The following is a 26589-nucleotide window of genomic DNA, read 5'->3' as shown; positions in this document are numbered from 1 at the left end:
CCCTCGAGCCTACTCATGTTCCGCGGGTCCGGCACCGGCTTGCGCAGCCCTGTGCGTCGGGCCGGTGCGGTTGCTCACCCCGCGTGGCTCAGCGCCTGCAGATCGCGACCTTCCGCGTAGGCGAGCGCCTCCTTGGGCAGCGTGTCCTCCCGGCCGCCCAGCAGCACGGTGAGCCGGCCGCGCGTATCGGGCTCGGTCTGCAGACTCTCGCCGATCCGGCGCAGCGCCTGTGCGGCGACGGCGCCCGCGCTACTGTGCAGGACAATGGGGTCTCCCCTGCTCGACCTCTGTTGAGAGCTTGGGGAAGGGTATGCGTCGGGCTGCTGCACCGCGGCACGGATACGCTCCGCGACCAGTTCGTAATGGGTGCAGCCCAGGACAACGGCCCTTACATCACGAGGCGTGAGGGCCGCCGCCGCCGCGATGGCCCGGTCGATGCCCTCCTCGTCGGCCCACTGCACCGCGTCGGCGAGGCCGGGGCAGGGCACCTCGGTGACCTGGGCGCCGCCCCCGAAATCCCGGATCAACGTCCGCTGATAGGGGCTTCCGGTGGTCGCCGGGGTGGCCCAAATCGCGACCGGGCCGCCGCCCGCGGCGGCGGGCTTGATCGCGGGGACGGTACCGATGACCGGGATGCCTGGCTCGAGCCGGGCGCGCACCGCGGGCAGCGCGTGCACGGAGGCGGTGTTGCAGGCGATGATCAGCGCGTCCGGGCCCTGTGCGGCGGCGGCCTCGGCGACGGCGAGCGCACGCTCGGTCACGTCCTCGGGCGTGCGCGGCCCCCAGGGCATGGTCTCGGGGGCGGAGGAGAGCACGAGGTCGACGTCCGGGCGCAGTCGCCGTACCGCGGCGGCGGCCGCGAGCAGTCCGATTCCGGAGTCCATCAGCGCGATCTTCACCCCAAAACCATAGACGATGGGCCCGACAATGCCCGTGCCGGTGGGGCAGACTGCGGCGGATGGACGTCGTTGTGTGGATCACCGCGGCTTCGCTCGCCGCGTGGCTGTGGCTGCTGCTGTGTCAGGGCTTCTTCTGGCGTACGGACCTGCGCCTGCCGCCGCGCACCGCACCTGATAGCTGGCCGGATGTGTGTGTCGTGGTGCCGGCCCGCGACGAGGCGCAGGTGCTGCCCGACAGCCTGCCGTCGCTGCTCGCCCAGGACTATCCGGGGCGGGCGGAGATCTTCCTGGTGGACGACGGCAGTTCGGACGGCACGGGCGAGGTGGCGCGCACCCTCGCGGACCGATTCGGCGGGCTTTCCCTCACGGTCGACTCACCGGGCGAACCGCCCGCGGGCTGGACGGGGAAGCTGTGGGCGGTGCGGCACGGCATCGGCCTGGCACGCGCGCGTGACCCCGAGTTCCTGCTGCTGACCGACGCCGACATCGCGCATGAACCGGACAGCCTGCGGGAGTTGGTGGCGGCGGCGCGCACGGGCGGCTTCGACCTGGTGTCGCAGATGGCGCGGCTGCGCGTGGAGAGCGTGTGGGAGCGGCTCGTGGTGCCCGCGTTCGTGTACTTCTTCGCGCAGCTGTACCCGTTCCGTTGGATCGCGCGGCAGGGCGGGCGCACGGCCGCGGCGGCCGGCGGCTGCGTCCTGCTGCGTACCGAGGCAGCCGAGCGGGCGCGGATCCCGGACGCGATCCGGCAGGCGGTCATCGACGACGTGTCGCTCGCGCGGGCCGTGAAGCGCTCTGGCGGCCGCATCTGGCTCGGCCTGGCCGAGCGCGTCGACAGTGTGCGGCCGTATCCGCGCCTCGCGGATCTGTGGCGCATGGTGTCCCGCAGCGCGTACGCCCAACTGCGGCACAACCCGCTGGTGTTGCTCGCCACCGTGCTGGGACTCGCCCTCGTCTACCTGGTGCCGCCCGCGGCGCTGATCGCCGGCCTGGTCGCGGGCAGCGCGCCGACCGCGCTGCTCGGCGCGCTCGCCTGGGCGGTGATGGCGGGAACGTACATCCCCATGCTGCGCTACTACCGGCAGACGCTGTGGCTGGCGCCGCTGCTGCCGTTCACCGCGCTGCTGTACCTCCTGATGACGGTGGATTCCGCCGTGCAGCACCACAGGGGGCGGGGCGCGGCCTGGAAGGGACGCACGTACGCCGCGCCCGACCGGGGGTGAACACCGCGCTGCGCCAAGCTACTTGCGACCCCGTGTCCAGCTCATGTTCCACCCGTAGGCGCGGTCCACGGTGCGCTGCGGGCTGACGCCCCGCTCCGGGACGAGATAGCGGGCCTCGCGCTGCACGGTCAGATCGCCGCCGTCGTTCGTCAGCAGGGCGAGCGCGCACACCGTGGAGGGCACCGTGCACTCGTCCAGGGAGAAGTCGATCGGCGCTCCGTGCGCCGGTTGCAGCGTGACCGTCGCATGGAGGTCGGCGAAACTGCGCGCGCCTTCGTAGATGGTCACGAAGACGAGGATGCGGCGGAACGCGTTCGTGTGGTCGAGGTTGATGGTGAGGTTCTCGCCGGCGGCGAGGCCACCGCTGCGGTCGTCGCCGTCGAGGTGGATGTACGGGGCCCTGCCCACCGCGCCGAAGGCGTCGCCGAGGGCCTGCACCACCCCCTTGCTCCCGTCGGTCAGTTCGTACAGGGCGCACAGGTCGAGATCGAGGTTCCGGGCGCGCTTGTTCCCCCGGCCGCCGAACTGCTTGCGCATCTCCCAGTTAAGGTTCACGCGCAGGGCGCCGGACGTGCCGCCCTGCTTCGCCAGGGAGACAGTGGGTGCCGCCTTCGTCAGCGTCACTTTGGTCAGCCGCGCGGGCTGCGCGGGGGTGGGCGGAGCCGAAGGGGCGGCGGCGGGCGGCGCTGCCTTCTGCGGTTCGTCCACCGTGATGCCGTAGTCCGTCGCGAGGCCCGCCAGGCCGCTGTCGTAGCCCTGGCCCACGGCCCGGAACTTCCAGGCTCCCTGACGGCGGTACAGTTCGCCGAGGACGAAGGCCGTCTCCACCGTCGCGTCCGCGCTGTCGTAGCGGGCGAGTTCGGTCCCGTCCGCCGCGTCGACGACGCGGACGTACAGACCCGGCACCTGCCCGAACGCCCCGCCGTCCGCGGATGCCGCGAGGACCACCCGCTCGATGGCGGGCTCCACGCGCGCGAGGTCGACGAAGAGGGTGTCGGTGACAGCGCCCCCGCCGGTGGACCTGCCCTCGTACCGGACCGCCCCGGAGGCGTGCGCGGGCTGGTTGTAGAACACGAAGTCCGCGTCGGAGCGGACCTTTCCGGAGGCGAGCAGGAGCGCCGAGGCGTCGACGTCGGGCACACCGGGGCCCGCACGCCGGACCAATTCGACGCGCACGGCCGAAGCCCGCACCCCGACATTCGCGCCTTTAGCCATTGTCATGTCCGCCCCAAACGCCCGACCTCGGCTTACCGGCCAACATATTCCCTGTGGCCCAGCGACTCCCAGAGGCTCGTTCGAAGATCACTGGCCAACCGCCGGTAACCCCCGAAATCTTCGACCTCTACAGGAAAACTGCCCCGAGTGACGACCGTTTTCCCCAAGTTCGCTCGCATTGAGGACGCGCGGTCACACACGACACGCAAAAGAACCCTCTTATCGGTCTACCCCAACGACCACATCGTGGGCTTAACTTATGTGTCATGACCTCCCCCCGCTCCACATATGGCGGCGGTTACTACTCCGCGCCGTCCTTCCCGGACACTCCGATCTACGACTCACTCGTCGCGGAACGGGGTACTCCGCAGATCGCCCCGATCCGGGTTCCCTCCGCGTACGACAGCAACAGCCACCTGCCGGCGCTGCCGGCCGCGCTGCCCGCCCTGCCGTCGGCGCACTCCGCGCCCGCGCCGCAGTACGGGTATCCGCACCCGCAGGCCGCCCCGATGCAGGCGGCCCCGGCCGCGTACATCCCACAGCAGGCGCACGCCCAGCGCGGCTATCCGGGCCCGCAGGTCCAGCAGCCGCAGCGTCCCGCGCCCGGCCAGGCGACCGGCTACGAGGCGATGCGCCCGGCCACGCCGCGGCCCGCCCCCGCGCCGTACGAGGATCCGTACAACCGCCAGCAGTACCGCGGTTACTGACCCGACACGGCCGGAACGCCCCGGCCCACCCCCAGCAGCCACGGGCGATGTCCGTGGCTGCTGGCAGAATTACCGGCATGTCGCAGCCAGCACTCAGTTCGATCCATGTCCACCCGCTCAAGGCGGTTCGGGGGCACGCTCCGCGTGAGGTCGTCGTGGAGCCGTGGGGCCTGGCCGGAGACCGGCGCTGGGTGCTGGTGGGCGCGGACGACAAGATCGTCACGCAACGGCCGCATCCCCGCCTGGCGTTGGCCGCCGCCGAGCAGCTCCCCGGCGGCGGCGTTCGTCTGTCGGCCCCGGCGATGGACCCGCTGAGCGTCGAGGTGCCCGAGCCGCGGGAGACGACCACGATCGAGGTCTGGTCGGACAAGGTCGAGGCGGTCCCCGCCGACCGCGCGGCCCACGCGTGGTGGAGTGCGTACCTGGACACCGAGATACGCCTGATGCACCTGGACGACCCGGCGACCAGGCGGCCCATCGACCCCGAGTACGCGCGTCCGGGCGAGACGGTGAGCTTCGCCGACGGTTACCCGCTGCTCCTCACGACGCTCTCGTCCCTCGACGCCCTCAACTCGTTGATCGCTCAAGGTGACCATGCCGACGAGGGCCCGCTGCCGATGAACCGGTTTCGGCCGAATGTCGTCGTCTCCGAGACACCCCCGTGGGCGGAGGACGACTGGTCGCGCATCGCGATCGGCGACGTCACCTTCCGCATCGCCAAGAGGAGCGGCCGCTGCGTGGTCACGACGACGAACCAGCAGACCGCGGAGCGTGGCAAGGAGCCGCTGCGCACCCTGGCGCGGCACCGCCGCTTCGGCGACCAACTGTGCTTCGGCACAAACCTGGTACCCGAATCGACCGGCACCATGCGTATCGGGGATCCCTTGACCATCCTCGAATAACCGTCACCCGGTCGGGGAACCCGGCGCCGCGACATGCTCGTTGAGAGACAATGGCAGTGTCGGAAGCGCCGGTGGTCAGGGGCGAGCCGGGACCTGGGTCGGGTGACGTCGCTCTCTCTTCTCCCCTCCGGCATGCGGGCGCTGCCGTTCGGGGTTATGACAGACCCGGAAGGGGGTGCAGACCGTGCGAGCGTTGATCGGGCTCTGGCGCTGGCGCCACAATCCCGTGTGCCGCAGGACCGACCTGGCAGAGGCCTGGGTCGCCCTGATCGCACTGTTCCTCATCGTCGTCGCCGCCCCGGTGGTCGGCATCGTCGCGGGGTCCGTCTCGCGTGACGCTCTGTACCGCTCCGTGGAGGAGCAGCGCAGCATGCGCCACGAGGTGACGGCGACCGTGCTGCACAAGGTGGCGCAGCCGCCGCTGGACCCCGACCCGGAGACCTCCACGGCGCGTGACGCGCACACGCGCGTGGTGGCGACCTGGCGGGCCCCGGATGGTTCCACCCGGCAGGACCGCGTCGTCGCCGCCCTCAGCACCCCGCACCGCGGCGACAAGTTCACCGTGTGGACCGACGACCAGGGTCGCGCCGTCGGCCGCCCCCTCGACCGGCCCACCGCCGCCACGCACGCGGCGCTCGCCGGATTCGGTGCGGCCGTCGCCGTCACCGGCCTGGTGGAGGGCGCCCGGCGGCTCGCCCTGTGGCGCATGATGCGCCGCCGGTACGCGCGTTGGGACAGCGCCTGGGACATTGCGGGACCCGACTGGGGAAGGACCGGCACGGGCAGCTGACCGCCGTCCACAGGCTCGCCGCTCTGGTCAACTGCCGTGCTCCGCGCACGCTACGGTGGAGCCACCTTTAGGCAGGCAGAGCACAGGAAGAAGCCAGGAAACAGCGCCGCGCGAGGCGCGCACACTTCCTGCGTACGACGAGGTGGGGGCAGATCAGCGCCATGGCACAGGGCTCGGTCCAGGTGACGCACACCAGCACTTCGCGGTGGCGGCGCCGCACGGGTGAGTACGCGTCGCTGGCCGCCGCGCTTGAGGCGGCGACCGACGGCGACGTACTGACCGTGGCCCCCGGTACGTACCGGGAGAACCTGGTGCTGCGGCGGGCCGTGACGCTGCGTGGCCCCGAGGGCTCCCCCGGTTCCGTGCGGATCGCACCGGCGGACGGTGTCCCCGTGACCGTACGGGCCTCCGCTACCGTGCGTGACCTGCACGTCGAAGGGCAGGACGCGGCGTCGCCCGCGCTGCTCGTCGAGGAGGGCGCCCCGGAGATCGTCGGTGTCCGCGTGGTGACCCGGTCCGCGGTCGGCGTCGAGGTGCGCGGCGGCGCCCGGCCCATGGTGCGCCAGTGCACCGTCGACAACCCCGGCGGCATCGGCATCGCCGTCCTGGACGGCGGGGGCGGCGTGTTCGAGGAGTGCGAGGTCGTCGCCGCCGGGCAGGCGGGCGTCGCGGTGCGCGGCGGCGCGCATCCCCGGCTCGAGCGCTGCCGGGTGCACCACACGTCGGGTGCGGGCCTGTCCGCGACCGGCGAGCACTCCGGCCTGGAGGCCGTGGGCTGCGAGGTGTACGAGGTCAAGGGTTCCGGTGTGCAGATCACCGGGCGGGCCGCCGCGCACCTGACGGACTGCGATGTGCACCGCACGACGGGGGACGGCGTCACGCTCGACACGGACGCGGTGCTCACCCTCGCCGACTGCCGTGTGCACGACGTCCCGGAGAACGCGATCGACCTGCGCTCCCGGTCCGTGCTCACCCTGACCCGTTCCACCGTCAGCCGGTTCGGGCGCAACGGGCTTTCGGTGTGGGACCCCGGCACGCGCGTGGACGCCAACCAGACCGAGATCCACGACAGTACGGGCGACTATCCGGCCGTCTGGGTCAGTGACGGCGCGACCGCCGTGCTCGACTCCTGCCGGGTGCACGACGTGCCGGACGCGCTGTTCGTGCTCGACCGCGGCTCGCGCGTGGACGTCGTCGACAGCGACCTCTCCCAGGTGCGCAACACGGCCGTGTCGGTGAGCGACGGGGCGACCGCCCAACTAGACGACTGCCGCATCCGCGAGGCCGCCACGGGCGCCTGGTTCCGCGACCACGGCAGCGGCGGCACGCTCGCCAACTGCACCGTGGACGCCACGCAGACCGGCGTGATCGTCACGAAGGGCGCGGACCCCACGATCGAGCGGTGCACGGTCACCTCGCCCGCCGAAGCCGGCTTCTACGTGTCCGCGGGCGGCCGGGGCAGCTTCCACGGCTGCCGGGTCGCGGACAGCGGCGGCTTTGGATTCCACGTCATCGACGGCTGCCGTACGAGCCTCAAGAAGTGTCGTACGGAGCGGTGTTCGCGCGGCGGCTACGAGTTCGCCGAGGACGGGCCGCTGATCGAGGACTGCGCGAGCGACGAGAGCGGCGGCGTGCGCGCCGGCGCGGCGGCGGCCCCGCAGCCGGCCCTCCAGACCGCGACGCAGACCGTCGGCCTGCTCAGCGCCGTGCCCGACCAGCGGCCCGTGGCGGCGCCCCAGGAGCCCGCTCAGGAGTCCCGCACGTCCCAGCGCGTCCTCGGCGAACTCGACGCGCTCGTGGGCCTGGAGAGCGTCAAGCGCGAGGTGCGCGCGCTCACCGACATGATCGAGGTGGGCCGCAAGCGGCAGGAGGCGGGCCTCAAGGCGGCCTCCGTGCGGCGGCACCTGGTGTTCACGGGCTCCCCTGGCACCGGCAAGACGACGGTGGCACGCCTGTACGGCGAGATCCTCGCCTCGCTCGGCGTCCTCGGCCAGGGCCACCTCGTAGAGGTGTCCCGTGTGGATCTGGTCGGCGAGCACATCGGCTCCACCGCGATCCGCACTCAGGAGGCCTTTCAACGGGCCCACGGCGGTGTCCTGTTCATCGACGAGGCGTACGCCCTGTCCCCCGAGGACTCCGGGCGCGACTTCGGCCGCGAGGCGATCGACACGCTCGTGAAGCTGATGGAGGACCACCGCGACGAGGTCGTCGTGATCGTCGCCGGCTACACGGCGGAGATGGAGCGCTTCCTGTCCACCAACCCCGGTGTGGCCTCTCGCTTCTCACGGACCATCACGTTCTGCGACTACCAGCCCGAGGAACTGCTGCGCATCGTGGAGCAGCAGGCCGACGAGCACGAGTACCGGCTGGCCGACGGGACGCCGGAAGCACTGCTCAAGTACTTCACGGTGCTCCCGAAGGGGCCCGCCTTCGGCAACGGCCGCACCGCGCGGCAGTCGTTCGAGTCGATGGTGGAGCGGCACGCGGGCCGGGTCGCCCAGCTCGACGCGCTGGACACCGACGCCCTCACGCTGCTCTACCCGGAGGACCTGCCGGAGCTGCCCTGAGCCTCGGCCTGCTCTTGGTCTCCCTCCGGTCGTTGCTGCGGTACGCCCGGCTTGAGGCGGGCGAGCAGCCGGGCGCGCTCCTCGGCGAAGACCGGGTCGGCCTGGTAGTCACCGTGGCCCAGGATCGGTGCGGGGAGCGGGTGTTCGGCCGTACGCCCGTAGGCGAGCGGGTCGAGGAGTGCCTTGTGGTCGACCTGGGGGCCGCAATTGCCCGGCAGGTTGATCGGCCCGCCGATAGGGTCGGTTTTGCGGTGCAGATTGCGCCAGCAGTCGACCTGGCGGTGCAGCGAGGCCAGCGCCTCGGGCCCGAACTGGGCGGGGAACCAGCGCCCGTACAGCCGCTCGAGCGGCGATCCGTAGGTGAGCAGTCCGACGCGCTTCCTTACGGAGGGGTGCAATTGCCAGGCGGCCGCCGCCGCGAGGACGCTGCCCTGTGAGTGCCCGGACAGGATGAGCCGGCCACCGGTGGCCTGCGTCCAGGTGGCCATGCGCCAGGTGAGGTCGGGGACGGCGCGCTCGGCGTAGCACGGGGGCGCGAAGGGATGCGCGGCGCGCGGCCAGAAGGTGCCCACGTCCCACAGGATGCCGATGGTGCGGCGTGCGGAGGCGTCCTTGTAGGCGCGGCGTCCCCAGGTGACGAACAGTATGAAGCCCAGGCCGATCAGCCAGGAGCCGAGCGCCTGCGCGGAGTCCGCCGCCCCCTGTACGACCGCGTACGAACCGCGGGCCGCGCTCCCCGGCACCTTCCCTGTGGTCCAGGCGCCGACCACGGCGAGGACTCCGAGCAGCAGCGCCACCGAGGCTACGACGCCGATCATCTCCGGTGCCTTGTCGGTGAGGGCGGCACGCGCGCGTGTGCCCGCGATGCGTGCCGTACGGGCCGCGTCCGGGGGTTCGGCGGTGGCGCCCGGCTTCTCGTCGAGGTGGTAGTCGACAGCCACTTGAGCGGTCTCGCGCTTCTTGATGCGGGCCGTGCGCAGAGCGAGCGCTCCGCACAGGACGGCGAGGACGATCAGCAGCGGCGGGATGACGGAGGCCTGCCAGGTCAGCAGCATGGGCGGGCCCTTGATGAGGCCGCTGGTGCCGTCCAGCCAGTCGGCGACGCGCTGCGCCACGCCTCCGGTCATCACGCCGCCCAGCGCGCACGCGAGCATCGCGGTGGCGGGCCCGCCGAGGCCGCGCAGGGCGGTGCGCGGGTCGCGGGCCGTGCGGTAGATGGCGTGCGCGACGAAGGCCAGGGCGACCACCAGCGCGCCCTGGACGAGGACGATGCCACCGAAGCTCGTGTCCCCGGGCAGCCGGCCGGAGGACTGCCAACCGGGTCGCGACCAGGCCGCGTACACCATGGTCACGACGAGCAGGGCGAGCGCCGCGTAGGGCAGGGCGCGCACCACCGTGCGGTCCAGGGTGTCGTCGACCCGGTTCTCGCTGCGGCCGCGGTGCACGATCACACCGATGACGGCGAGGGTGCCGAGGACCAGCGCGCCCACGATCGCCCACCCCAGTACGTCGAGCAGGACCGGCCCCCCGGACTCCCGGTCGAAGCGGGCCGCGGACGTGCCGACGGCCGCGGCCACCGTGAGCAGCGCGGCCGCGGTGTGCGCCGAGCGCAGGCGGGACACCAGACGCCGCCCGTACCAGAAGCCGGGCCTGCCGAGCGCGTTGTCGATCTCGCCGTCGGTGGGCTCGGGCATGTGCGGCAGCGGGCGCTGAGCCTCGTACGCGCTCCAGGTGCGGTGCGAGAGGTACCAGAGCAGGACGGCGAGAGCGCTCGGGACGAGCGAGGCGAGGGCGAGCCGGCGGCCGGGCTGGCTCCACCAGCCCTCCGCGAGGAAGCCCAGCCAGGCCCGCTGCTCGGCGCAGGCGGGCGTGCCCGCGCACTGCCAGGCCGTCAGGTCCAGGGCGACCTCGCACGCGGCGCCGACCAGCAGCACCGTGAGCGTGAGCGACAGGAGGCGGACGAGCAGGCCGTAGAGGCGTACGGTGCGGGACCTGCGGCGGGCGTTGGGGCGCATCCAGTGCGACAGGTTCACCACCATGAAGGGGAGCAGCAGCAGCCACAGCGCGCGTGATCCGTTGCCCGAGGTGAGGTTGCACCACACGTACGCCTCGGGGACGGGCTTGCCCCGGTAGTCGTCGGGGCGCGCCTCCGCGTCGGCGTCCTCGCCGCGCCGGAAGACGGCCGCCGTCTCGTCGCCCGACACCCGCACGGGCTGCGGGTCGTCGAGCATCTCTTGAGGAGTGGTGCCGCCGACTCCGTGGACGAGGAGTTCCAGGGCGGTCTCGTCCGAGGTCATGGGCGGTGTCGCGGAAGGCGTCGGCGTCGGCTCCGCGGCGGGGCCGTTCTGTTGTTCGTGCTCGTGCGTCGTACTCATGTGTCCCCCGTTTCTGAACACGACCAGGATCCCGGCCTGGCGCCCCCACGGGCACCCCTCGTCACGGAATCTCCCCGAGGCACCCCGCCCCATTCACCCCGTGTCGCCCCCGTCGCGGCGCAGGTCGGCAGCGCGGGCGGTGGTCCCGGTGTCGGTGGCGCGTGCGAGGATGACGAGAAAGCGCTGGCCTGTACGGCGGTGGTGACAGGCGGGACGAGCCGAAGGGATCCGACGGACGTGAGCGAGAATCAGAACCTCCTCGCGGAGCAGCGCCGCGCCCTGATCGTCGACGAGGTCCGTCGGCGCGGCGGCGTCCGGGTCAACGAGCTGACCAGGAAGCTCGGTGTCTCCGACATGACGGTCCGGCGCGATCTGGACGCGCTGGCCCGGCAGGGCGTCGTCGAGAAGGTGCACGGCGGAGCGGTCCCGGTCGTCGAGGCCAGTACCCATGAGCCCGGTTTCGAGGCCAAGTCGGGCCTGGAGCTGACCGCCAAGGAGGACATCGCGCGCGCCGCGGCTCCGCTGGCCGCGCCGGGCACGGCGATCGCGCTCTCCGGTGGTACGACGACGTTCGCGCTGGCCCAGCAGCTGCTCGATGTACCGGACCTGACGGTGGTGACCAACTCGGTGCGGGTGGCCGATGTCTTCCACGCCTCGCAGCGCGGTGCGGCGTCCCGGCAGGGGGCGGCGACGGTGGTGCTGACCGGTGGCGTGCGCACGCCGTCGGACTCGCTGGTGGGCCCTGTCGCCGACCAGGCGATCGAGGCGCTCCACTTCGACGTGCTGTTCCTCGGGGTGCACGGGATAAGCCCGGAGGCCGGCCTGTCCACGCCGAACCTGGCGGAGGCGGAGACGAATCGGCGGCTCGTGCAGTCCGCGCGGCGGGTCGTCGTGGTGGCGGACCACACCAAGTGGGGGACGGTGGGGCTGAGTTCGTTCGCCTCGCTCGACCAGGTGGACACGTTGGTGACGGACGGCGGGTTGCCGGTCGAGGCGCGGGCGGAGGTCGCCGAGCACATGCGGCTCGTCGTGGCCGGGGAGCCGGAGGCTGAGGCTGAGGCTGAGCCGGAGGACGGTACAGACATCTGACGGTGCGCCAGTTATGGTGACCGGGACCGGTCACGTCACTTGGAGTACGTCAACTCGGCCACTGGTGGCGCCTGTTGGGCCGGGCGTCGCGTCCGCCGATTCAACCGTTGGGGGCTGAACCTTCATGGCACGCCGTCTTCTCCCCGTCGAGCTCGACTTCGTCGACAGTGCGCCGCTGCGGCTCGTGTTCGCCCGTGAGGTGTCGGCTTCTCCGGATGCCGTGTATCGGGCGCTCGCCGAGGATGTCGTCGGGTGGCCCGAGTGGTTCTCCGCGGTGACGCTGGCGCGGCCGTTGGACGGTGGGGCTCGGCGGGAGGTTCGGCTCAAGGGTGGGACGCGGTTCCTGGAGACGATCGTCGCCGCGGAGCCCGGTGAGGTCTACGCGTATCGCGTTGACGAGACGAATGTGCCGGGGCTGCGGGCGATGGTGGAGGAGTGGCGGATCGAAGGGGTTCCCGGTGGGGGGTCTCGGGTGCGGTGGACGTTCGCGGTGGATGCGGGGGGCGCGGTGCGGGTGGGGATGAGACTTGGGCGGGGTGGGCTCGGGAAGGCGTTTCGCGATGCGGTGGGGGCGCTTGACCGGCGGGTGGCTTCGGCGGCGGCGTGATGGTGCGGTCGACCGGGGTTGACGCCTCGGGGGCTCTGCCCCGGACCCCGCTGCTCAATCGCCGCAGGGGCTTGATTTTGCCGGACCGCCGCCCGCGAAGCCCACGCACACGCTCGATGCGCCCGCCCGGGATCAGTCCGTCCACTCCCCCGTCTCCAGTAGGCGCGTGATTGCCTCGGCGTATGGGGTGATGTTCAGGGACTGCCGGCGGAGCCAGGCGTCCGAGTAGTACTTGTCCAAGTAGCGGTCGCCCGGGTCGCAGAGGAGGGTCACGACGCTACCCGTGCGGCCCTCCGCCACCATTTCCGCGATGATCTTGAGGGCGCTCCACAGGCCCGTACCCGTCGAGCCGCCCGCTCTGCGGCCGATGGCCGACTCCAGGGCGCGGACCGCGGCGACGCTCGCCGCGTCGGGGACCTTCATCATGCGGTCGATGGCGCCCGGCACGAAGCTCGGTTCCATGCGGGGGCGGCCGATGCCCTCGATGCGGGAACCGCAGTCGCTCGTCGCGTCGGGATTGTCGGTCGTCCAGCCCTCGAAGAAGCAGGAGTTCTCGGGGTCCGCGACGCAGATGCGGGTGTCGTGCTGCATGTAGTGGACGTAGCGGGCGAGCGTCGCGGAGGTGCCGCCGGTGCCCGCGGTGGCGACGATCCAGGCGGGCTCGGGGTAGCGCTCCAGAGCGAGTTGGCGATAGATCGACTCGGCGATGTTGTTGTTCCCGCGCCAGTCCGTGGCCCGCTCCGCGTACGTGAACTGGTCCATGTAGTGGCCGCCGGTGCGAGAGGCGAGGGCCGCCGACTCCGCGTACATCGTTCGGGAGTCGTCCACGAAGTGGCACTGGCCGCCATGGAATTCGATCAGGCGGCACTTCTCGGCGCTGGTCGTACGCGGCATCACCGCGATGAAGGGGACGCCGATCAGCTTCGCGAAGTACGCCTCCGAGACCGCCGTCGAGCCGCTCGACGCCTCGATGACGGGGCGGCCCGGGCGGATCCAGCCATTGCACAGGCCGTAGAGGAAGAGCGAGCGGGCCAGGCGGTGCTTGAGGCTGCCCGTGGGGTGCGTCGACTCGTCCTTGAGGTAGAGGTCGATGCCCCACTGCTCGGGGAGCGGGAAGAGCAGCAGGTGAGTGTCGGCCGAGCGGTTGTTGTCCGCCTGTACCTTGCGTACCGCTTCTTTGAGCCACTCACGGTAGCCGAGGTCCGTGTGGTCGACGTCGAGCGTCGGGAGGGCGCCGGATGCCGCGCCCTCGCCCGTGGGCCGACCTTGTTCCGTGGTGCTCACCGCTTGGCTCCTTCTCGTCGTGCCCGACCATCGTTCCGCGCGCCGGTCCGGAACGCCGACGACAGCCGGACACCACGATCATAAGCACCTTGCGCACGCTTCTCACCTGCATAAATGCATCTTTGAGCGTCTCAAAGGAACGCCTGGGAGAGAGACGGAACACGCGCCCGGGACGCCGGGAGAATCCGGGAACGTACGTGCGAGGGGGGCGCACGAAGAAGTTGCCCCCGCTGCTTCACAGCGCGTCCACATGCGCACTGGTGCTCCTGGCCAGGTGCGTGCAGACTGCACCGCAGACACGCACTCGAGGGGGCGAAACGGCATGGCGGAGCCGGAGTTCACGGCGACGGGTGTGCGCATCGGCCGGCGCCTGCGGTCACTGACCCGGGCGGGGCAGGTCCGGATCGCGGGCGGCAGGCTGGAGTTGCTCACGAGCTACGGGAGCGAGATCGACAGCGCTCCACTGGGTGAAGTCCGGGCGGGCAGGCCGTGGTTCGGTGCCGAGGACCGGGCGATGGCCGCCGTGGACGGGCGGCGCTATCTGCTGCACCTCGGCGGACAGGGCGGCGCCGCCGGGCCACCCGCGGCCCGGCGGTTCATCGAGGCCGTCCGCGCCGCCACCTCGCACACCGGATAGCGCACCGTCTGCGCAGCGAACCCCCGGCGAAGTTGCACGCCCACGCCTCCTGAGTAACGCTGGTCACACATCACTACTCAGGGTTTACCGGCGATAACGCTGCGAACCAGCCCGCCGGACACGGAGCGGGCAGTCCTGTCACAGCGCAGTCGCACCGCTCGATCCGTTTTCGTCTTCTTCCGGACTCAATTTCGGGGAGTCGTAGCCGTGATCAGCCAGCCGAACAGGCATTGCACGGTGGAGCTCCAAGCCCTGCCGTCGCGGATAGGTCAGGTCCGCAGAATCGTATCGGCGCAGTTGCGCTACTGGCATCTCGATCCGTTGATCGAGATGGCCGCGCTCTGTGTCACCGAGCTTCTGACCAACGTCCACCGGCACGCCGAGCCGGACAAGCTCTGCACCGTGGAGATCGAGCTGCTCAGCGGCACGCTCACCGTCTCGGTGCACGACCACGACCCGAGGCTCCCCGAGGTACGGGACGCCGACCCCCTCGCCACCTGCGGCCGCGGACTCGCGATGATCGCCGCGGTGAGCGACAGCTGGGGTGTGCGGCCGCACGGCGAGGACGGCAAGGTCGTCTGGTTCGCCCTGCCGGCGCCCGCCCCCGCGATGGCCATCGCGCCGTACCCGGTGTACGCGACGCAGCCCGCGCACCGCACGGACACGCACGAGCGCACGGTGTCCCCGCATGCTCCCGCCCGGTCGGCCGTCGCAGGCTGACCGGGCGGTGATCACCAAAGGTACGTCGCACACTCGGCAGCTCACTCGGTGGCGATGGCCCGCAGTACGTCCAGGCGTGCCGCCCTGCGGGCGGGGCGCAGGCCCGCGAGGGCGCCGGCGGCGAGCCCGACGAGGGCCACGATCGCCAGCCGGCCCGGCGGCAGCGCGAACGCGAAGGCGCTGTCGCTCGCCCCGTCGGACGCCTTCACCAGGACCCAGCCGAGGAAACCGCCGAGCACGAGCCCGCCTGCCGTGCCGAACGCGGCGACCAGCACCGACTCCCAGCGGACCATCGCCCGCAGCTGCCCGCGCGTCTGGCCGACGGCGCGCAACAGGCCCAGTTCCCGGGTCCGTTCGTGCACGGCGAGGGTGAGGGTGTTGGCGATGCCGAGCAGCGCGATGACGACGGCCAGGGCCAGCAGCGCGTAGACGAGCGTCAGCATCATGTCGATGCCGGACGCGGAGGACTGTGCGTACGCGTCACGGGTCTGCACATCCGGATTGCCGTACGCCGCCGCGACCTTCTCGACCGCCTTCGTGCCGTCGGCCGCCGAGACACCGTCCTTGAAAGTGACGGAGACGAGCCTGTCGGCGTCCTGCGTGCGGTGCGGTGCCCAGGCCTCGCGGGAGATCACGTAGTCGCCCGCGAGCTCGGACTGCCCGTACACCGCGCGGACCGAGAACGGCGCCTTCGCGCCGTCGGTGAAGGCGAGCCGTGCCGTGTCGCCGACCGCGAGGTGCTGCTGGTCGGCCTCGGCGCGGGTGATCGCGATGCCGTTCTTGCCGAGGCCGTTCATCGAGCCGGTGACCGTGCCGAGGTCGAAGGAGTTCGCGAGGGCGGCCGGGTCGGTGACGGTGAGGGCGCGGCCCTTGCCGTCGACGTCGGCGACGCCGCTACCGAGGCCCACCGCCGTGGCCACCTCGGGCCGCTCGGCGATCGCGGGCGCCAGTTTCGGGCTGAGGCCGCTGCCGCCCGCGCCGAACGACGGGGTGGATACGGCTACGTCGCCCGCGAAGGAACGGTTCACGGTCTGGTCCATGGTGGCCTTCAGCGAGGCACCGAAGACGGTGAACAGGGAGACGACCGCGACGCCGATCATGAGGGCGCTCGCCGTGGCGGCGGTGCGCTTCGGGCTGCGCAGCGCATTGCGCCTGGCGAGCCCGCCGGTGACACCGCGCAGCCGGTCGAGCGGCGCGCCCAGGGCCCGTACGGCGGACGTGGACGCGACAGGGCCGAGCACGACGAACGAGGCGAGTACCAGCACAGCGCCGACGCCCGCGAGGGTGATCGACGGGGACACCAGTACGCCTGCGAGGGTCGTCGAGATCGCGGCCGCGCCCAGCACGCCACCGAGGACGGCGCGGCGCCGCGAGGCACCGGAGTCGTCGACGGCGCTTTCGCGCAGAGCGGCCAGCGGTGCGGTGCGTCCGGCGCGCAGGGCGGGCAGCAGGGCCGAGCCGACGCACACCACGATGCCGACGGCCAGCGGCAGCAGCATGGAGAGCGGGCTGACCACCAAGTCCCCTTCCGGGAACGGGAATCCGATGGCGGGAAACAGCGCCTGGAGCCCGGCCGCAATGCCGATGCCGCCCGCGAGCCCGGCGGCCGAGGCCACCACGGCGACCGCGGTCGCCTCCACCAGGGTCGCCGTGGCGATCTGCCGGCGGGCCGCGCCGAGCGCCCTCAACAGGGCGTTCTCGCGGGCACGTTGGGCCACGACGATGGCGAAGGTGTTGTGGATGGAGAAGGTCGCGACGAGCAGCGCGACGCCGGAGAACACGAGGAGGAAGGTAGTGAACAGGGTGAGGAACTGGCCGGAGATCATGTCGGTGTTCTCCTGCGCCGACTCCTCGCCGGTGATCGCCTCAACTCCCTTGGGGAGCCTGCCACTCACGGAATCGACTAGCTCCTGCTGGCTGACGCCGGGCCCCGCCCGCACCTGGATGGTGGACGCCTCCCCCGGCTTCGGGGTGAGGTACTTCTCGGCGTCGGCGCGGGTCATGCCGGTGAAGGTGGTCTGCGCCATGCCGTCCTCGCCACCGAAGGTGGCCAGGCCCACGATGGTGACCTTCACCGGGTCGGGTGTGCGCAGTGTGGTCGTGTCACCGACCTTCAGGTCGCCGGTCTTCGCGGCGCCGCGGTTGATGACGACCTCGCCGCTCTTTTGCGGAGTGCGGCCATCGGCGAGCCGGTACGCGTTGAGCTTCGGGTCGTCGATCCAGTTTCCGGCGAGGGTGGGCGGGCCCTGGCCGCCGATGGGTTTGCCGTGGGCGTCGACGAGTTGGCCCGCGCCCTGGATGTTCGGCGCCGCCGCGGCGACGCCCGGCACCTTCGCCAGATCGTCGGCGAGCGAGGCGTCCACCGGGCGGCGGGTGCCCTGGCTCTCGCCGGGGGTGGTGATCACGTTGCCGGAGCGCACGACGGCGTCGGTGCCGCTGCTGGCGCCCGCGAACATCGAGTCGAAACTCGCGCGCAGGGTGTCGCCCATGACGAGCGTGCCGGCGAGGAACGCGACGCCGAGCAGGACCGCGCTGAACGTTCCGGCGAAGCGCCGCTTGTGGGCGCGCAGCGAGGTGAGGCTGAGGCGCACGGAGGCGTTCATGACGAGCCACCGCCTTCAGTGGGAGGAGGGCCGTCGAAGGCCTTCATCCGGTCGAGGACCCGGTCCGCGGTCGGCCGTTCCATGCGGTCGACGAGGCGGCCGTCCGCGAGGAAGACGACCTCGTCGGCGTGGGCGGCGGCGACCGGGTCGTGGGTGACCATGACGACCGCGCGGGAGGCCTGGCGGGCGGCGTCGCCGAGGAGTCGGAGCACCTCGCCGCCGGAGCGGGAGTCGAGGTTTCCGGTGGGTTCGTCAGCGAAGACGACATCGGGGCGGCCCGCGAACGCCCGTGCCACGGCGACGCGTTGCTGCTGCCCACCGGAGAGTTCGGCGGGCCGGTGGTGCAGCCGGTCGCGCAGCCCGACGACGTCCACGAGCGCGTCGAGCCACTCGCGGTCGGGGCGCTCGCCCGCCAGGTCGATCGGGAGGGTGATGTTCTCGGCGACGTTCAGCGTCGGTACGAGGTTGAACGCCTGGAACACGAACCCGATGCGGTCGCGCCGCAGCAGGGTGAGGCGTCGGTCGTCGAGGGAGCCGAGGTCGGTGTCACCGATGTACGCGGCCCCTTCGGTAAGGGTGTCGAGGCCCGCCGCGCAGTGCATCAGGGTCGACTTCCCGGAGCCGGACGGGCCCATGATCGCGGTGAACCGTCCGGCGCGGAAGCCGACGCTCACGCCGTCCAGTGCGCGGACGGCGGTGTCCCCGGAGCCGTACACCTTGACGGCGTTGTCGACGCGCGCGGCGAGGGTGGTGGGGGTGAGCGTCGTGGCGGTGCTCATGACGCGCCGCCCTTGCCGGACTTGCGGTCGGTGCCGGTGTCTGTGCCGTAGTGGCCGAACTCCTCGTTCAGTACGGTCAGTCGGCGCCAGTACTCGTCCTCGTCGATCTCACCGGCGGCGAAGCGGCGGCCAAGCACGGCGATCGGCGAGTTCTCGTCGAGGCGGGTGCGTAGGCGGGGGTCGCCGGGGCCGGAGCCCCAGGGTCCGCGTCGGCCGCGCCAGACGGTGCGGCGCAGCAGGGTGACGACACCGACGATGACGGCCGCCCAGATCAGCGGGAAGAACAGGATCCACGGGCCGGGGCCGTTGCCGGGGCCGAATTCCGCGAGGGTCTGCATCCGACTCATCTCCTCTTGTTCCGGTGGCGCCGGACCGGTGTGCCGGGCGTCCACTTGTGGTGATGACTCGAGCGTCCCGCCGGGAGGGGGTCCGGGTCGTCGTACGGCCAGCGGCACTGTGTGTACCTCCGCGGGAGTACGTGAGCGGTGTGGGGCTGCTCCTGGGCGCCCGGCTGCCCCTGACACGGGTCAGGGTCGGACCAGGGGTGCGTCCGGGGCGGCCCCCATGGTGAAGGGGCGCCGTCCGGCCGGAAGATCGGGTTGTGCGGACTTCGAGACGAGACACCTTCAGCCGGCGGTTCATGTTCAGCGGCCTCGGCCGCCGGCTCGCACCCTTGGTGTGGACCACCGTGGTCGTGGCCATGATGGCGGCGCTACTGGCTCCTCGGGACACCGACCCGGGACTCAGCCAACTGTCCCTCACTGTCAGCGACTTCGCGGCGCTGGACCGCGGCGGGCCGATCGAGACCGCGATGGCCTCGCTCGGCGTGGTCTCGCTGCTGCTCCTGGTGGTGGCGAGAAAGCGGCTCGCGGCGATACGCGGGCTGCCGTCCGTGCTGCTGGCCATCTGGGGTGCGGGTCTGGTGCTCGCGGCCGTGGTGCCCACGGATCCGCTCACCACGCAGCTGACCGGTTCCGCATATGTGCACCGCTACGCGTCCGTCGCGGCGTTCGCGGCGCTGCCGACGGCCGGTCTCGTCCTGGCGGGGCGGCTCAACTCCACGGCGGGGCGTACGTCTTGGTGGCTGCGCACGCTGTCCCTGCTCGCGGTGGTCGGGGCCGGGGTGATGGCCTATTCGGCGGGGCCGGGTGGCCGGGAGCTGATCGGGCTTGTGGAGCGGCTGATGCTCGGGTGCGAGGTCATCATGGTCGGCGTGCTCGGCCGGTACGTTCAGGGCCTGGTTCCGGGCACGGGTGGGATCGAGGGGGTGCCAGAGAGCGGACCCCAGGTCACGCATTGAGTCTGCAGGCGCATCTGCTCCGCGAGCGCGATGTGCCGCGCGGCGGCCCCGTCGGGCGGCTGACGATGGACCCGGACGTGATCACCAGCGACGAGCTGCGGTCGCCGGTCACCGGTCACCGGTCACCGAGACGATCGCGTACGTCGAGAGCCGGATCGCCGAGATCGCCCAAGAGGCCCTGGAAAGCGGCGAGTTGGCGGCCCGCCTGGTGCCGCGCGAGATCGCGGCGGCGGTCGTGGCGACCGTCCAGGGTGGCTACGTGCTGGCGCGGGCATCGGGTGATGCGGCGGCGTTCGACGCGGGGGTACGCGGGCTGCTCGCGCTCCTCTCCCAGCCCGAGCGGGCGAGCCCGCCGCGTGGGCAGTAGTGGTGAGCGGGAACGTCCGCCCCGCCGTCACCCCCCGCTGAGCGCCCCCAGCGGATCGTCCAGGACCGGTTGCCAGGCCAACTCCGCTGCGCCCACCAGGCTGTTGTGGCTCAGGGTCGAGGCCAGGATCGGGACGCTGCCGCTGCGGCCCCACAGGCTGCGGTCCGCGACCACGGCGCGCAGGCGCTCGGGGTCGGCGTCGAGGAGGGTGCGGTGGAGGCCCCCGAGGACGATGCGGTCCGGGTTGAGGATGTTGACCAGGCCGGCGAGGCCGAGGCCCAGGCGGTCGATCAGCGCCTCGGTCGCCGCGCGGACGGCCGGGTCGTCCTTCGCGTCGGCCAGCAGGTCGCGGGCCTGGGAGAGGAGCGAGCCGCCGGGGTCGGGGGTGCGGCCCGCCGCGGTGAGGAAGGCGAGCGGGTCGGCCTCGACGTCGAGGCAGCCGCGACTTCCGCAGTGGCAAGGGCGGCCCTCGGGGTTCACCGTGAGGTGGCCGACCTCGAGGGCGAGGCCCGAACTGCCGGTGTGGAGGTGACCGTCGAGGACCAGGGCCCCGCCCACTCCGCGGTGGCCGGTCGCCACAAGCAGCAGGTCGCGCGCGCCGCGTCCAGCGCCGTGGCGGTGCTCGGCGAGCGCGCCCAGGTTGACGTCGTTGGCCGCGAACGCCGGGACGTCCAGGCCCGCTTCCCGTACGCAGTCGGTGAAGATCTGCCGCACCGGCGCGCCCACCGGCCAGGCCAGGTGGAGGGGATTGAGGGCCGTGCCGTCGGGTTCGGCGACCGCGGAGGGGACGGCGAGGCCCGCGCCCACGCAGCGTCGGCCCGTGGATTCGAGGAGCTGGACGCCCGCCTCCACCAGGGAACGCAGTACGTCCGCCGGGTCCGGGTCGATGATCTCGCAGCCCGGCGTGGTGGCGACGATGCCGCCGCCGAGGCCGACGAGCGCCGCCCGGTAGCCGTCGGAGTGGACCTGGGCGGCGAGTGCCACCGGTCCGTCGTCGGCCACCGAAAGACGGTGCGAGGGGCGGCCCTGGGAGCCGGACGCCGCGCTGGGCTTCGCGTCGATGCGGATGAGGCCGAGCGCCTCCAGCTCCGCGGCGACGGCGCCCGCCGTCGCGCGGGTCACACCGAGCTCGGCGGTCAGCACGGCGCGGGTGGGAGCCCGCCCGGTGTGGACGAGTTCGAGCGCGGGACCGAGCGCGCTGCGCCCCCGCTCCAGACGGGGTGGCCGCCCGGCCGTGTCGCCCGCCGTGTGGCCCCCGGCCCCGGAGGCCGCCTTGCCGCCGCCCATCAGCAACTCCTCGCCCTGATCACGCTCAGGAATGGTAGCCGGTCGGCGCCGCCCGAACCGATCCCCGCTACAACCCGCTGACCCGCAACGTGATGTTGAGCCGCCCGGTCAGGCCGAGTCCGGGCGGCGCCGTCCCCGGCTCGGTCCTCGGCACACCGTGGTACGCGAACCGCGAGTCGCCGCCGAACACGAACAGGTCCCCGCTGCGCAGCTCGACGTCCGTGTACGGCTTCGTACGTGTCTCGGTGTTGCCGAACCGGAAGACGCAGGTGTCACCGAGGCTGAGGGACACCACCGGCGCCGCCGACTTCTCGTCGCGGTCCTTGTGCATGCCCATGTGGGCATCGGTGTCGTAGTAGTTGATCAGGGCGATGTCGTACGGGTCGCCCTCGCAGGACTCACCGTAGGCCGCTGCCACCGCGCGTCGGCCGAGCGCCTCCAGCTCCCGCGGCATGGGCTTCACCGTCTCGCCGTCACCGTCGACCGCGGTGCGCGCGTACCCGTACGGAAACCAGTGCCAGCCGAGGCCGAACTGCCGCACGCTCATCCGGCCCCCGCCCGGCAGCCGCACATCGCGCAGGCCGGCGGGCGGGCGCGCCCATGTCCGGCACAGCTCGATGAGGCACCGCTGCTCCCGCTCGTCGAGCCAGTCGGGGACGTGGACGGCGCCGGGGGCGACCTCCGTGCGGTCGCGGGCGAACAGTTCGTTCATGGGTCCAGTGTTCCCGAGAGCGCGGGCGTTCCCGTAGTCCGCGGGTCAGTACGGCCGGAGCTTCCCCTTCTCCGCCGCCTTCCCCGGTCGCGTCCCCGTCCCCTTCGGGTACGCGATGTGGTCCGGGTCGCCGTCGGACGTGTAGCGGGTGAGCTTTCCCGCGGACAGCTGGTCGAGCCAGTGTTCGGAGCTGTAGTTCGCGTCCTTGCCCTTGGCGGGGGCCGAGCGGATACGCGGGATCGCGGCCGGGTCGAAGGAGTCCGCGTACGGCGAGGGGGCGGGGTTCGCGCCGACGAGGTAGACGCCCTTGTTCTTGTACGTCGTGCCAGAGGCGCTGCCGGTCAGGGCGAGGTCGGCGGGCTCGGGCTGGATGCCGTACGGGAGGGCGAGGGAGCGGACGTCCGTGCCGGGGACGTCGCGCTCAATGGAGCGCTGCCCCTCGGCGATCTGGGCGCGCGCCTTGGCGGTGCCGCTCTGCGCGAGGTTGGCGTGGTCGAGGGTGTGGTTGCCGATCTCGAAGCCGTTCTTGTTCAGCCAGGTCAGGGCCTTCTTCTGGCCGGTGGCGGCGAAGGCGTCGCCGTTCACGAACAGGGTGGCGCGGGCCTTGAAGCGCGGATGCTCCCGGGCGACGGCGCGCAGGACGCCGACCGCGCAGTCGTCGGTGGGTTCGCCGTCGGCGCCGAGGCGGAGCTGGCTGTCGGTGGAGTCGTCGAAGGTGAGGACGACCGGGTGGGCACCGGCCGGGATGTCGATCTTCCCCGTCTCATACGCGCCCGCGGTCACGGGCACGTACCCCTCGCGGGCGAGGCGTTCCAGTTCGGTGCGCAGCTCCTTGGGTGTCCGGTCGTACGCGCTCTTCGGGTGCTCGAGGATCTGGTGGTACATGAGCACCGGCACGGCGCCCAGCTCGTTGGCGTGCACCTTGTCCGGCGCCGGAGGTTTGGCCGGTTTCGCCGCCCCGGAAGGGTGTCCGGACGTCGGGGAACGGGAAGCCTGCCGGTCACCGGCGGACTCCGGGGCCTTTCCCCCCTCATCCGACGCATCGCTCCCGGTACCGCCACAGGAGACCGCGGCCGCCCCAAGGACCAGAGCAGCTAAGGCAGTTGTGCCGATCCGAAGAAGACGGTGAAGACGAAGAAGACGGTGAACGCGAAGAACACGAAGGTGACGCAGTAGACCACGACGCACGAGACCTCCTGGAGGATCTGCCGATGCGGCTCGACTGGAAGAACTGGCTCCGCTCCCCTACCTCCCCCACGTCCGGTTCCGCTTCCGGCCCCGCGGCCGGCGCCTCCCCGGCGGGCTTCCCACGCCGAAGGCCCGTCATCCTCGTCTGCGTACTGCTCGCACTGGTTCTCGCCATTGGCGGCACACTCTCGCTACGCGCCGCACACGGAACCACCCTCAACCTCGTCGGCCTGCCGAACGACGGCAAGGTGGGCGCGCAGCTCCTGCGCACGGGGGAGTTCGAGGTCACCGGCGCCGAGGGCGACCAGCTCAAGGTCACCCTCGACGGCAAGCCCCTGCGGACGCGGGCCTCGCACGGCAGCAGCCTCTCCATCGGCCTCGGTGACATCAAGGACGGCACCCACGAACTACGTGTCGTCCAACCCGGTTCGTGGCCCGCCGGTGACACCGAGGTCGTCCGAAAACTGACGGTGGACACCGAGGCGCCCCGACTCAAGGTGGCAGACACCAAGGCGGAGGGCTTCCAGCAGCCCGTCACCGTCAAGGGCACGGCGGCCGGCGCGCGGAAGGTCTCCGTCGCGGGGCACACGGCGAAGCCCGCGAAGGACGGCGCCTTCGCCGTCCGGCTCCCCCGCCCACCGGGACGTACGACGGTCACCGCGACCGACGCCGCGGGCAACACCGCACGCCACGAGGCCGAACTCACGGTGCACCGGCCGTTGTTGAAGGCCGTGCACGTCAGCGCCCAGGGCTGGGCCTCCGACGCGCTGCGGGGGCCGGTCATGAAGATGCTGAAGCAGAAGAAGATCAACGCGGTGCAGCTCGACATCAAGGACGAGCTCGGTGAGGTCGGTTACGCCTCGAAGGTGCCGCTCGCGAAGAGCGTGGGCGCCGCCAAGGGGTACTACGACGCGAAGAAGGCCATCAAGGAGATCCATGCGGCAGGGGGCACGGTCGTCGGCCGCATCGTCGCCTTCCGTGATCCGATCCTCGCCACCAAGTCCTGGAAGTCCGGGCACCGCGACCGCGTGGTGCGGACCCCCGGCGGGGGTGCCTACAACGGCGGCAGCTACGGCCAGTTGTCGTTCACGAACTTCGCGAACAAGGAGGTCAGGCGGTACAACATCGACCTGGCCGCGGAGGCCGCGAAGCTGGGCTTCGACGACATCCTCTACGACTACATCCGCCGCCCCGACGGCCCGATGTCGAAGATGTCCTTCCCTGGCCTCGGTGACACCACGCCCGAGCGGTCCGTCGCCGACGTCGTCGGTGAGACCCGCGCCGCCGTCCGCAAGCACGACGCGTTCCTCGGTGTCTCGGTGTTCGGCATCGCCGTCGACCGGCCGAAGGAGATCGCCCAGGACGTGGGTCTGCTCGCGCAGGAGGCCGACTACATCGCGCCGATGATCTACCCCTCGCACTGGGCGCAGGGCGAGTACGGCGTCTCCGACCCCAACGCCCACCCATACCCGATCACCAAGCGTTCTCTCGCCGCCTTCGCGAAGAAGACCCGGCACACCGACGCGCAGATCGTCCCCTGGATCCAGGACTTCTCCCTCGGTGTCTCCTACGGCGACAAGGAGGTCCGCGCCCAACTCGACGCGGCCCGCTCCGACGGCATCAAGGGCTTCCTGCTGTGGAACCCGGGAGTTCAGTACCACGCGGGGGCGCTGGACTGAGACGTCCCCATCCGGCCGCGTACGTGTGTGGTGTCACGGGGCCGGCGCCCGCCGTGGGAAGTACGTTCGGCTCGACCGCCTGCGACTGGTAGGCGGCCATCAGGGAGCCGCCGCCGGAGTTGCCGAGCAGGACGACGCGCTCGACGCCCGCGACCTAGGAAGTACGGCTCATTGCCGCGGAAACGGGTGTTCCAGCAGAACGGCTGACGAGAACGGCTGACGAACACCTGTGGCGTGCCGGTCGTGCTCCTGCGGCTGTGCCGCGTCGGCACCCTGGCGCGGTTCTGAATCTGAGTTTAGATTCAGAACCGGATTCACCGGTCGACGACAGGGAGGTCCGGCCCATGACATGGCGGAACCCGAAGTACGAGTTGGGCGGGGTCAACCATCTCGCCCTGGTGTGTGCGGACATGGAGCGCACGGTGGACTTCTACACACGGGTCCTCGGCATGCGCCTGATCAAGACGATCGAGTTCCCTGGCGGCACCGGACAGCACTTCTTCTTCGACATGGGCGGCGGCAACGCGCTGGCGTTCTTCTGGTTCGCCGACGCGCCCGACGCGGTGCCGGGGGTGTCCCGCCCGGTGACCGTGCCCGGCGTCGGCGAGTGGACCTCGGCGGTCGGCACCATGAACCACGTCGCGATCAACGTGCCCGAGGAGCGGTTCCTGGAGTACCACAGCAGGCTCCAGGAGGACGGGATCCTGGTCAGTCCGGTCATCGACCACGACGACAGCGAGGACGGGCGCGCCGAGAAGCTGCACGACGGCGTCTTCGTGCGGTCCTTCTACTTCCAGGACCCGGACGGCATCGTGCTCGAATTCGCCTGCTGGCGCCGGGAGATGGGCGCGCCGGGCGACGTCGCCCACACCCCGCGGACGGCGGCCGACCGGGTCTCCCCGACCACCGCCCGCTGACGGCGCGCCGGCCCAGCAGCATGTACGGGAAGGCCGCGGCATGCGGAGACACACCGTCAGACCCGCGCGCAAGGCGACGACCGTGCCCCCGCCGGGCGCCGAGCGCGCGGCGAAGGCGACCCGGAAGGGCCGGGAGACGGACGAGGCGTTCCGTGCGGCGGCCCGGACCGTGTTCGCCAGGGACGGCTACCTCAACTCCCGGATCAGCGACATCGCGGCCGAGGCCGGCAAGTCGGTGGCATCGTTCTACAACTACTACGACACCAAGGCCGACCTGCTGGCGGCGCTCGCCGAGGACTTCCACCACGAGGCGTCCGAGCGCACACAGCGGCCCTACCGCGCGGGCCTCGCACCCCAGGAGGCGCTGCGCGAGGCGGTGGCCGCGTTCTGGCACACGTACCGCAGGCACCGCGGCGAACTCGTCGGGGTGTTCCAGGCGTCGATGCTGGAGGAGGAGTTCCGCGACCGGTGGCTGGCGATCCGCGCCGAGGGGACCGGGATGATCGCGGCCGAGATCCGGCGCGCGCAGAAGGACGGGTACTGCCCCGGGGCCGACCCCGAACTGACGGCGTCGGCCCTCTCGGCCATGCTGGAGCACTCCTGCTACATCCACATGGGGCACGACGACAGCGGTACCGCGGCGGACGAGGAGCGCGCCATCGACGCGCTCGCCACGATCTGGGTCAAGTCCGTCTACTGGCGCGCGTAGGGCCTGTCGTTTGGGCTTCGTTTTCGATCAGGC

General features: G+C 71.7%; 24 protein-coding genes. 14 read left to right on the top strand and 10 right to left on the bottom strand.

Translation table 11 applies throughout. The features are described 5' to 3' along the window. Positions 1 to 74: 74 nt before the first annotated feature. Positions 75 to 899: a glutamate racemase gene (locus tag ACWD2L_RS00205; protein WP_351330485.1), complete on the bottom strand. Its 825-nt coding sequence runs from the start codon at positions 897 to 899 to the stop codon at positions 75 to 77. Positions 900 to 958: 59 nt separating this feature from the next. On the opposite strand from ACWD2L_RS00205, the gene ACWD2L_RS00200 reads away from it, so the two are divergent. Continuing rightward, positions 959 to 2122 carry a glycosyltransferase gene (locus ACWD2L_RS00200; RefSeq protein ID WP_351330487.1) on the top strand — a complete coding sequence of 388 codons (1164 nt, stop codon included), beginning with the start codon at positions 959 to 961 and terminating at the stop codon, positions 2120 to 2122. Between the two features lie 18 nt (positions 2123 to 2140). On the opposite strand, the gene ACWD2L_RS00195 is transcribed toward ACWD2L_RS00200, so the two are convergent. Then, positions 2141 to 3337: a TerD family protein gene (locus ACWD2L_RS00195; RefSeq protein ID WP_351330488.1), complete on the bottom strand. Its 1197-nt coding sequence runs from the start codon at positions 3335 to 3337 to the stop codon at positions 2141 to 2143. A 266-nt stretch (positions 3338 to 3603) separates the two neighbouring features. On the opposite strand from ACWD2L_RS00195, the gene ACWD2L_RS00190 reads away from it, so the two are divergent. The 4 genes from ACWD2L_RS00190 (at position 3604) to ACWD2L_RS00175 (ending at position 8303) form a co-directional block, all read left to right on the top strand. Next, on the top strand, positions 3604 to 4044 hold the full coding sequence (locus tag ACWD2L_RS00190; protein ID WP_351330490.1) for a DUF6643 family protein: 441 nt from the start codon (positions 3604 to 3606) through the stop codon (positions 4042 to 4044). 77 nt (positions 4045 to 4121) lie between these two features. Then, positions 4122 to 4946: an MOSC domain-containing protein gene (locus tag ACWD2L_RS00185; RefSeq protein ID WP_351330491.1), complete on the top strand. Its 825-nt coding sequence runs from the start codon at positions 4122 to 4124 to the stop codon at positions 4944 to 4946. A 184-nt stretch (positions 4947 to 5130) separates the two neighbouring features. Next, a complete protein-coding gene (locus ACWD2L_RS00180) occupies positions 5131 to 5736 on the top strand; it encodes an Rv1733c family protein (protein WP_351330493.1) in 606 nt (201 codons plus the stop codon). Positions 5737 to 5897: 161 nt separating this feature from the next. Continuing rightward, positions 5898 to 8303 carry a right-handed parallel beta-helix repeat-containing protein gene (locus ACWD2L_RS00175; protein WP_351330495.1) on the top strand — a complete coding sequence of 802 codons (2406 nt, stop codon included), beginning with the start codon at positions 5898 to 5900 and terminating at the stop codon, positions 8301 to 8303. Here the strand turns inward: ACWD2L_RS00175 and ACWD2L_RS00170 are convergent. Further along, on the bottom strand, positions 8273 to 10678 hold the full coding sequence (locus tag ACWD2L_RS00170) for a hypothetical protein (protein ID WP_451186881.1): 2406 nt from the start codon (positions 10676 to 10678) through the stop codon (positions 8273 to 8275). The genes ACWD2L_RS00175 and ACWD2L_RS00170 overlap by 31 nt on opposite strands. 237 nt (positions 10679 to 10915) lie before the next feature. Here ACWD2L_RS00170 and ACWD2L_RS00165 point away from each other — a divergent pair, with 237 nt between their 5' ends. Continuing rightward, positions 10916 to 11767: a DeoR/GlpR family DNA-binding transcription regulator gene (locus tag ACWD2L_RS00165; protein ID WP_351330496.1), complete on the top strand. Its 852-nt coding sequence runs from the start codon at positions 10916 to 10918 to the stop codon at positions 11765 to 11767. A 124-nt stretch (positions 11768 to 11891) separates the two neighbouring features. Further along, positions 11892 to 12374 (top strand): SRPBCC family protein, encoded by a 483-nt coding sequence (locus ACWD2L_RS00160; protein WP_351330498.1) that lies wholly within the window; start codon positions 11892 to 11894, stop codon positions 12372 to 12374. A gap of 132 nt (positions 12375 to 12506) precedes the next feature. Here ACWD2L_RS00160 and ACWD2L_RS00155 read toward each other — a convergent pair whose 3' ends face one another. Further along, complete coding sequence (locus ACWD2L_RS00155) at positions 12507 to 13658, bottom strand: PLP-dependent cysteine synthase family protein (RefSeq protein ID WP_351330499.1); 1152 nt, start codon at positions 13656 to 13658, stop codon at positions 12507 to 12509. Positions 13659 to 13980: 322 nt separating this feature from the next. On the opposite strand from ACWD2L_RS00155, the gene ACWD2L_RS00150 reads away from it, so the two are divergent. Together ACWD2L_RS00150 and ACWD2L_RS00145 are read left to right on the top strand one after the other, a co-directional pair. After that, complete coding sequence (locus tag ACWD2L_RS00150) at positions 13981 to 14295, top strand: hypothetical protein (RefSeq protein ID WP_351330501.1); 315 nt, start codon at positions 13981 to 13983, stop codon at positions 14293 to 14295. 207 nt (positions 14296 to 14502) lie between these two features. Then, positions 14503 to 15015 carry an ATP-binding protein gene (locus ACWD2L_RS00145; protein ID WP_351330502.1) on the top strand — a complete coding sequence of 171 codons (513 nt, stop codon included), beginning with the start codon at positions 14503 to 14505 and terminating at the stop codon, positions 15013 to 15015. A gap of 41 nt (positions 15016 to 15056) precedes the next feature. On the opposite strand, the gene ACWD2L_RS00140 is transcribed toward ACWD2L_RS00145, so the two are convergent. The 3 genes from ACWD2L_RS00140 to ACWD2L_RS00130 are packed head-to-tail and all read right to left on the bottom strand — an operon-like array spanning position 15057 to position 18735. Then, positions 15057 to 17618: an ABC transporter permease gene (locus ACWD2L_RS00140; protein WP_351330503.1), complete on the bottom strand. Its 2562-nt coding sequence runs from the start codon at positions 17616 to 17618 to the stop codon at positions 15057 to 15059. Next, complete coding sequence (locus ACWD2L_RS00135) at positions 17615 to 18397, bottom strand: ABC transporter ATP-binding protein (RefSeq protein ID WP_351330505.1); 783 nt, start codon at positions 18395 to 18397, stop codon at positions 17615 to 17617. Before ACWD2L_RS00135 ends, ACWD2L_RS00140 begins: the two co-directional genes overlap by 4 nt. Continuing rightward, on the bottom strand, positions 18394 to 18735 hold the full coding sequence (locus tag ACWD2L_RS00130; RefSeq protein ID WP_351330507.1) for an SHOCT domain-containing protein: 342 nt from the start codon (positions 18733 to 18735) through the stop codon (positions 18394 to 18396). Before ACWD2L_RS00130 ends, ACWD2L_RS00135 begins: the two co-directional genes overlap by 4 nt. A gap of 302 nt (positions 18736 to 19037) precedes the next feature. Between ACWD2L_RS00130 and ACWD2L_RS00125 the strand changes: the two genes are divergently transcribed. Both ACWD2L_RS00125 and ACWD2L_RS00120 read left to right on the top strand, forming a co-directional pair. Next, positions 19038 to 19697 carry a DUF998 domain-containing protein gene (locus ACWD2L_RS00125; RefSeq protein ID WP_451186878.1) on the top strand — a complete coding sequence of 220 codons (660 nt, stop codon included), beginning with the start codon at positions 19038 to 19040 and terminating at the stop codon, positions 19695 to 19697. Next, on the top strand, positions 19651 to 20064 hold the full coding sequence (locus tag ACWD2L_RS00120) for a TetR family transcriptional regulator C-terminal domain-containing protein (protein WP_451186876.1): 414 nt from the start codon (positions 19651 to 19653) through the stop codon (positions 20062 to 20064). Before ACWD2L_RS00125 ends, ACWD2L_RS00120 begins: the two co-directional genes overlap by 47 nt. A 27-nt stretch (positions 20065 to 20091) precedes the next feature. Here the strand turns inward: ACWD2L_RS00120 and ACWD2L_RS00115 are convergent, their stop codons facing one another. The 3 genes from ACWD2L_RS00115 to ACWD2L_RS00105 all read right to left on the bottom strand — a co-directional run bounded on the left by ACWD2L_RS00115 (position 20092) and on the right by ACWD2L_RS00105 (position 22984). After that, positions 20092 to 21351 (bottom strand): ROK family protein, encoded by a 1260-nt coding sequence (locus ACWD2L_RS00115; RefSeq protein WP_351330510.1) that lies wholly within the window; start codon positions 21349 to 21351, stop codon positions 20092 to 20094. Between the two features lie 67 nt (positions 21352 to 21418). Next, positions 21419 to 22063 (bottom strand): alpha-ketoglutarate-dependent dioxygenase AlkB family protein, encoded by a 645-nt coding sequence (locus ACWD2L_RS00110; protein WP_351330511.1) that lies wholly within the window; start codon positions 22061 to 22063, stop codon positions 21419 to 21421. A gap of 45 nt (positions 22064 to 22108) precedes the next feature. After that, the gene (locus ACWD2L_RS00105) at positions 22109 to 22984 is read right to left on the bottom strand and encodes a polysaccharide deacetylase family protein (protein WP_351330513.1); all 876 of its coding nucleotides are present in this window, start codon (positions 22982 to 22984) and stop codon (positions 22109 to 22111) included. A gap of 290 nt (positions 22985 to 23274) precedes the next feature. On the opposite strand from ACWD2L_RS00105, the gene ACWD2L_RS00100 reads away from it, so the two are divergent. From ACWD2L_RS00100 to ACWD2L_RS00090, 3 genes are all read left to right on the top strand, one after another. After that, positions 23275 to 24930: a putative glycoside hydrolase gene (locus ACWD2L_RS00100; RefSeq protein ID WP_351330514.1), complete on the top strand. Its 1656-nt coding sequence runs from the start codon at positions 23275 to 23277 to the stop codon at positions 24928 to 24930. A gap of 344 nt (positions 24931 to 25274) precedes the next feature. Continuing rightward, entirely contained in the window at positions 25275 to 25847 is a 573-nt protein-coding gene (locus ACWD2L_RS00095) for a VOC family protein (protein ID WP_351330515.1), read from the top strand. A gap of 40 nt (positions 25848 to 25887) precedes the next feature. Beyond that, on the top strand, positions 25888 to 26556 hold the full coding sequence (locus ACWD2L_RS00090; protein ID WP_351330517.1) for a TetR/AcrR family transcriptional regulator: 669 nt from the start codon (positions 25888 to 25890) through the stop codon (positions 26554 to 26556). Positions 26557 to 26589: the final 33 nt, after the last annotated feature.

It is taken from the genome of Streptomyces sp. NPDC002754 (assembly GCF_053592315.1).
This window is presented reverse-complemented; position numbering and strand designations above follow the sequence as displayed.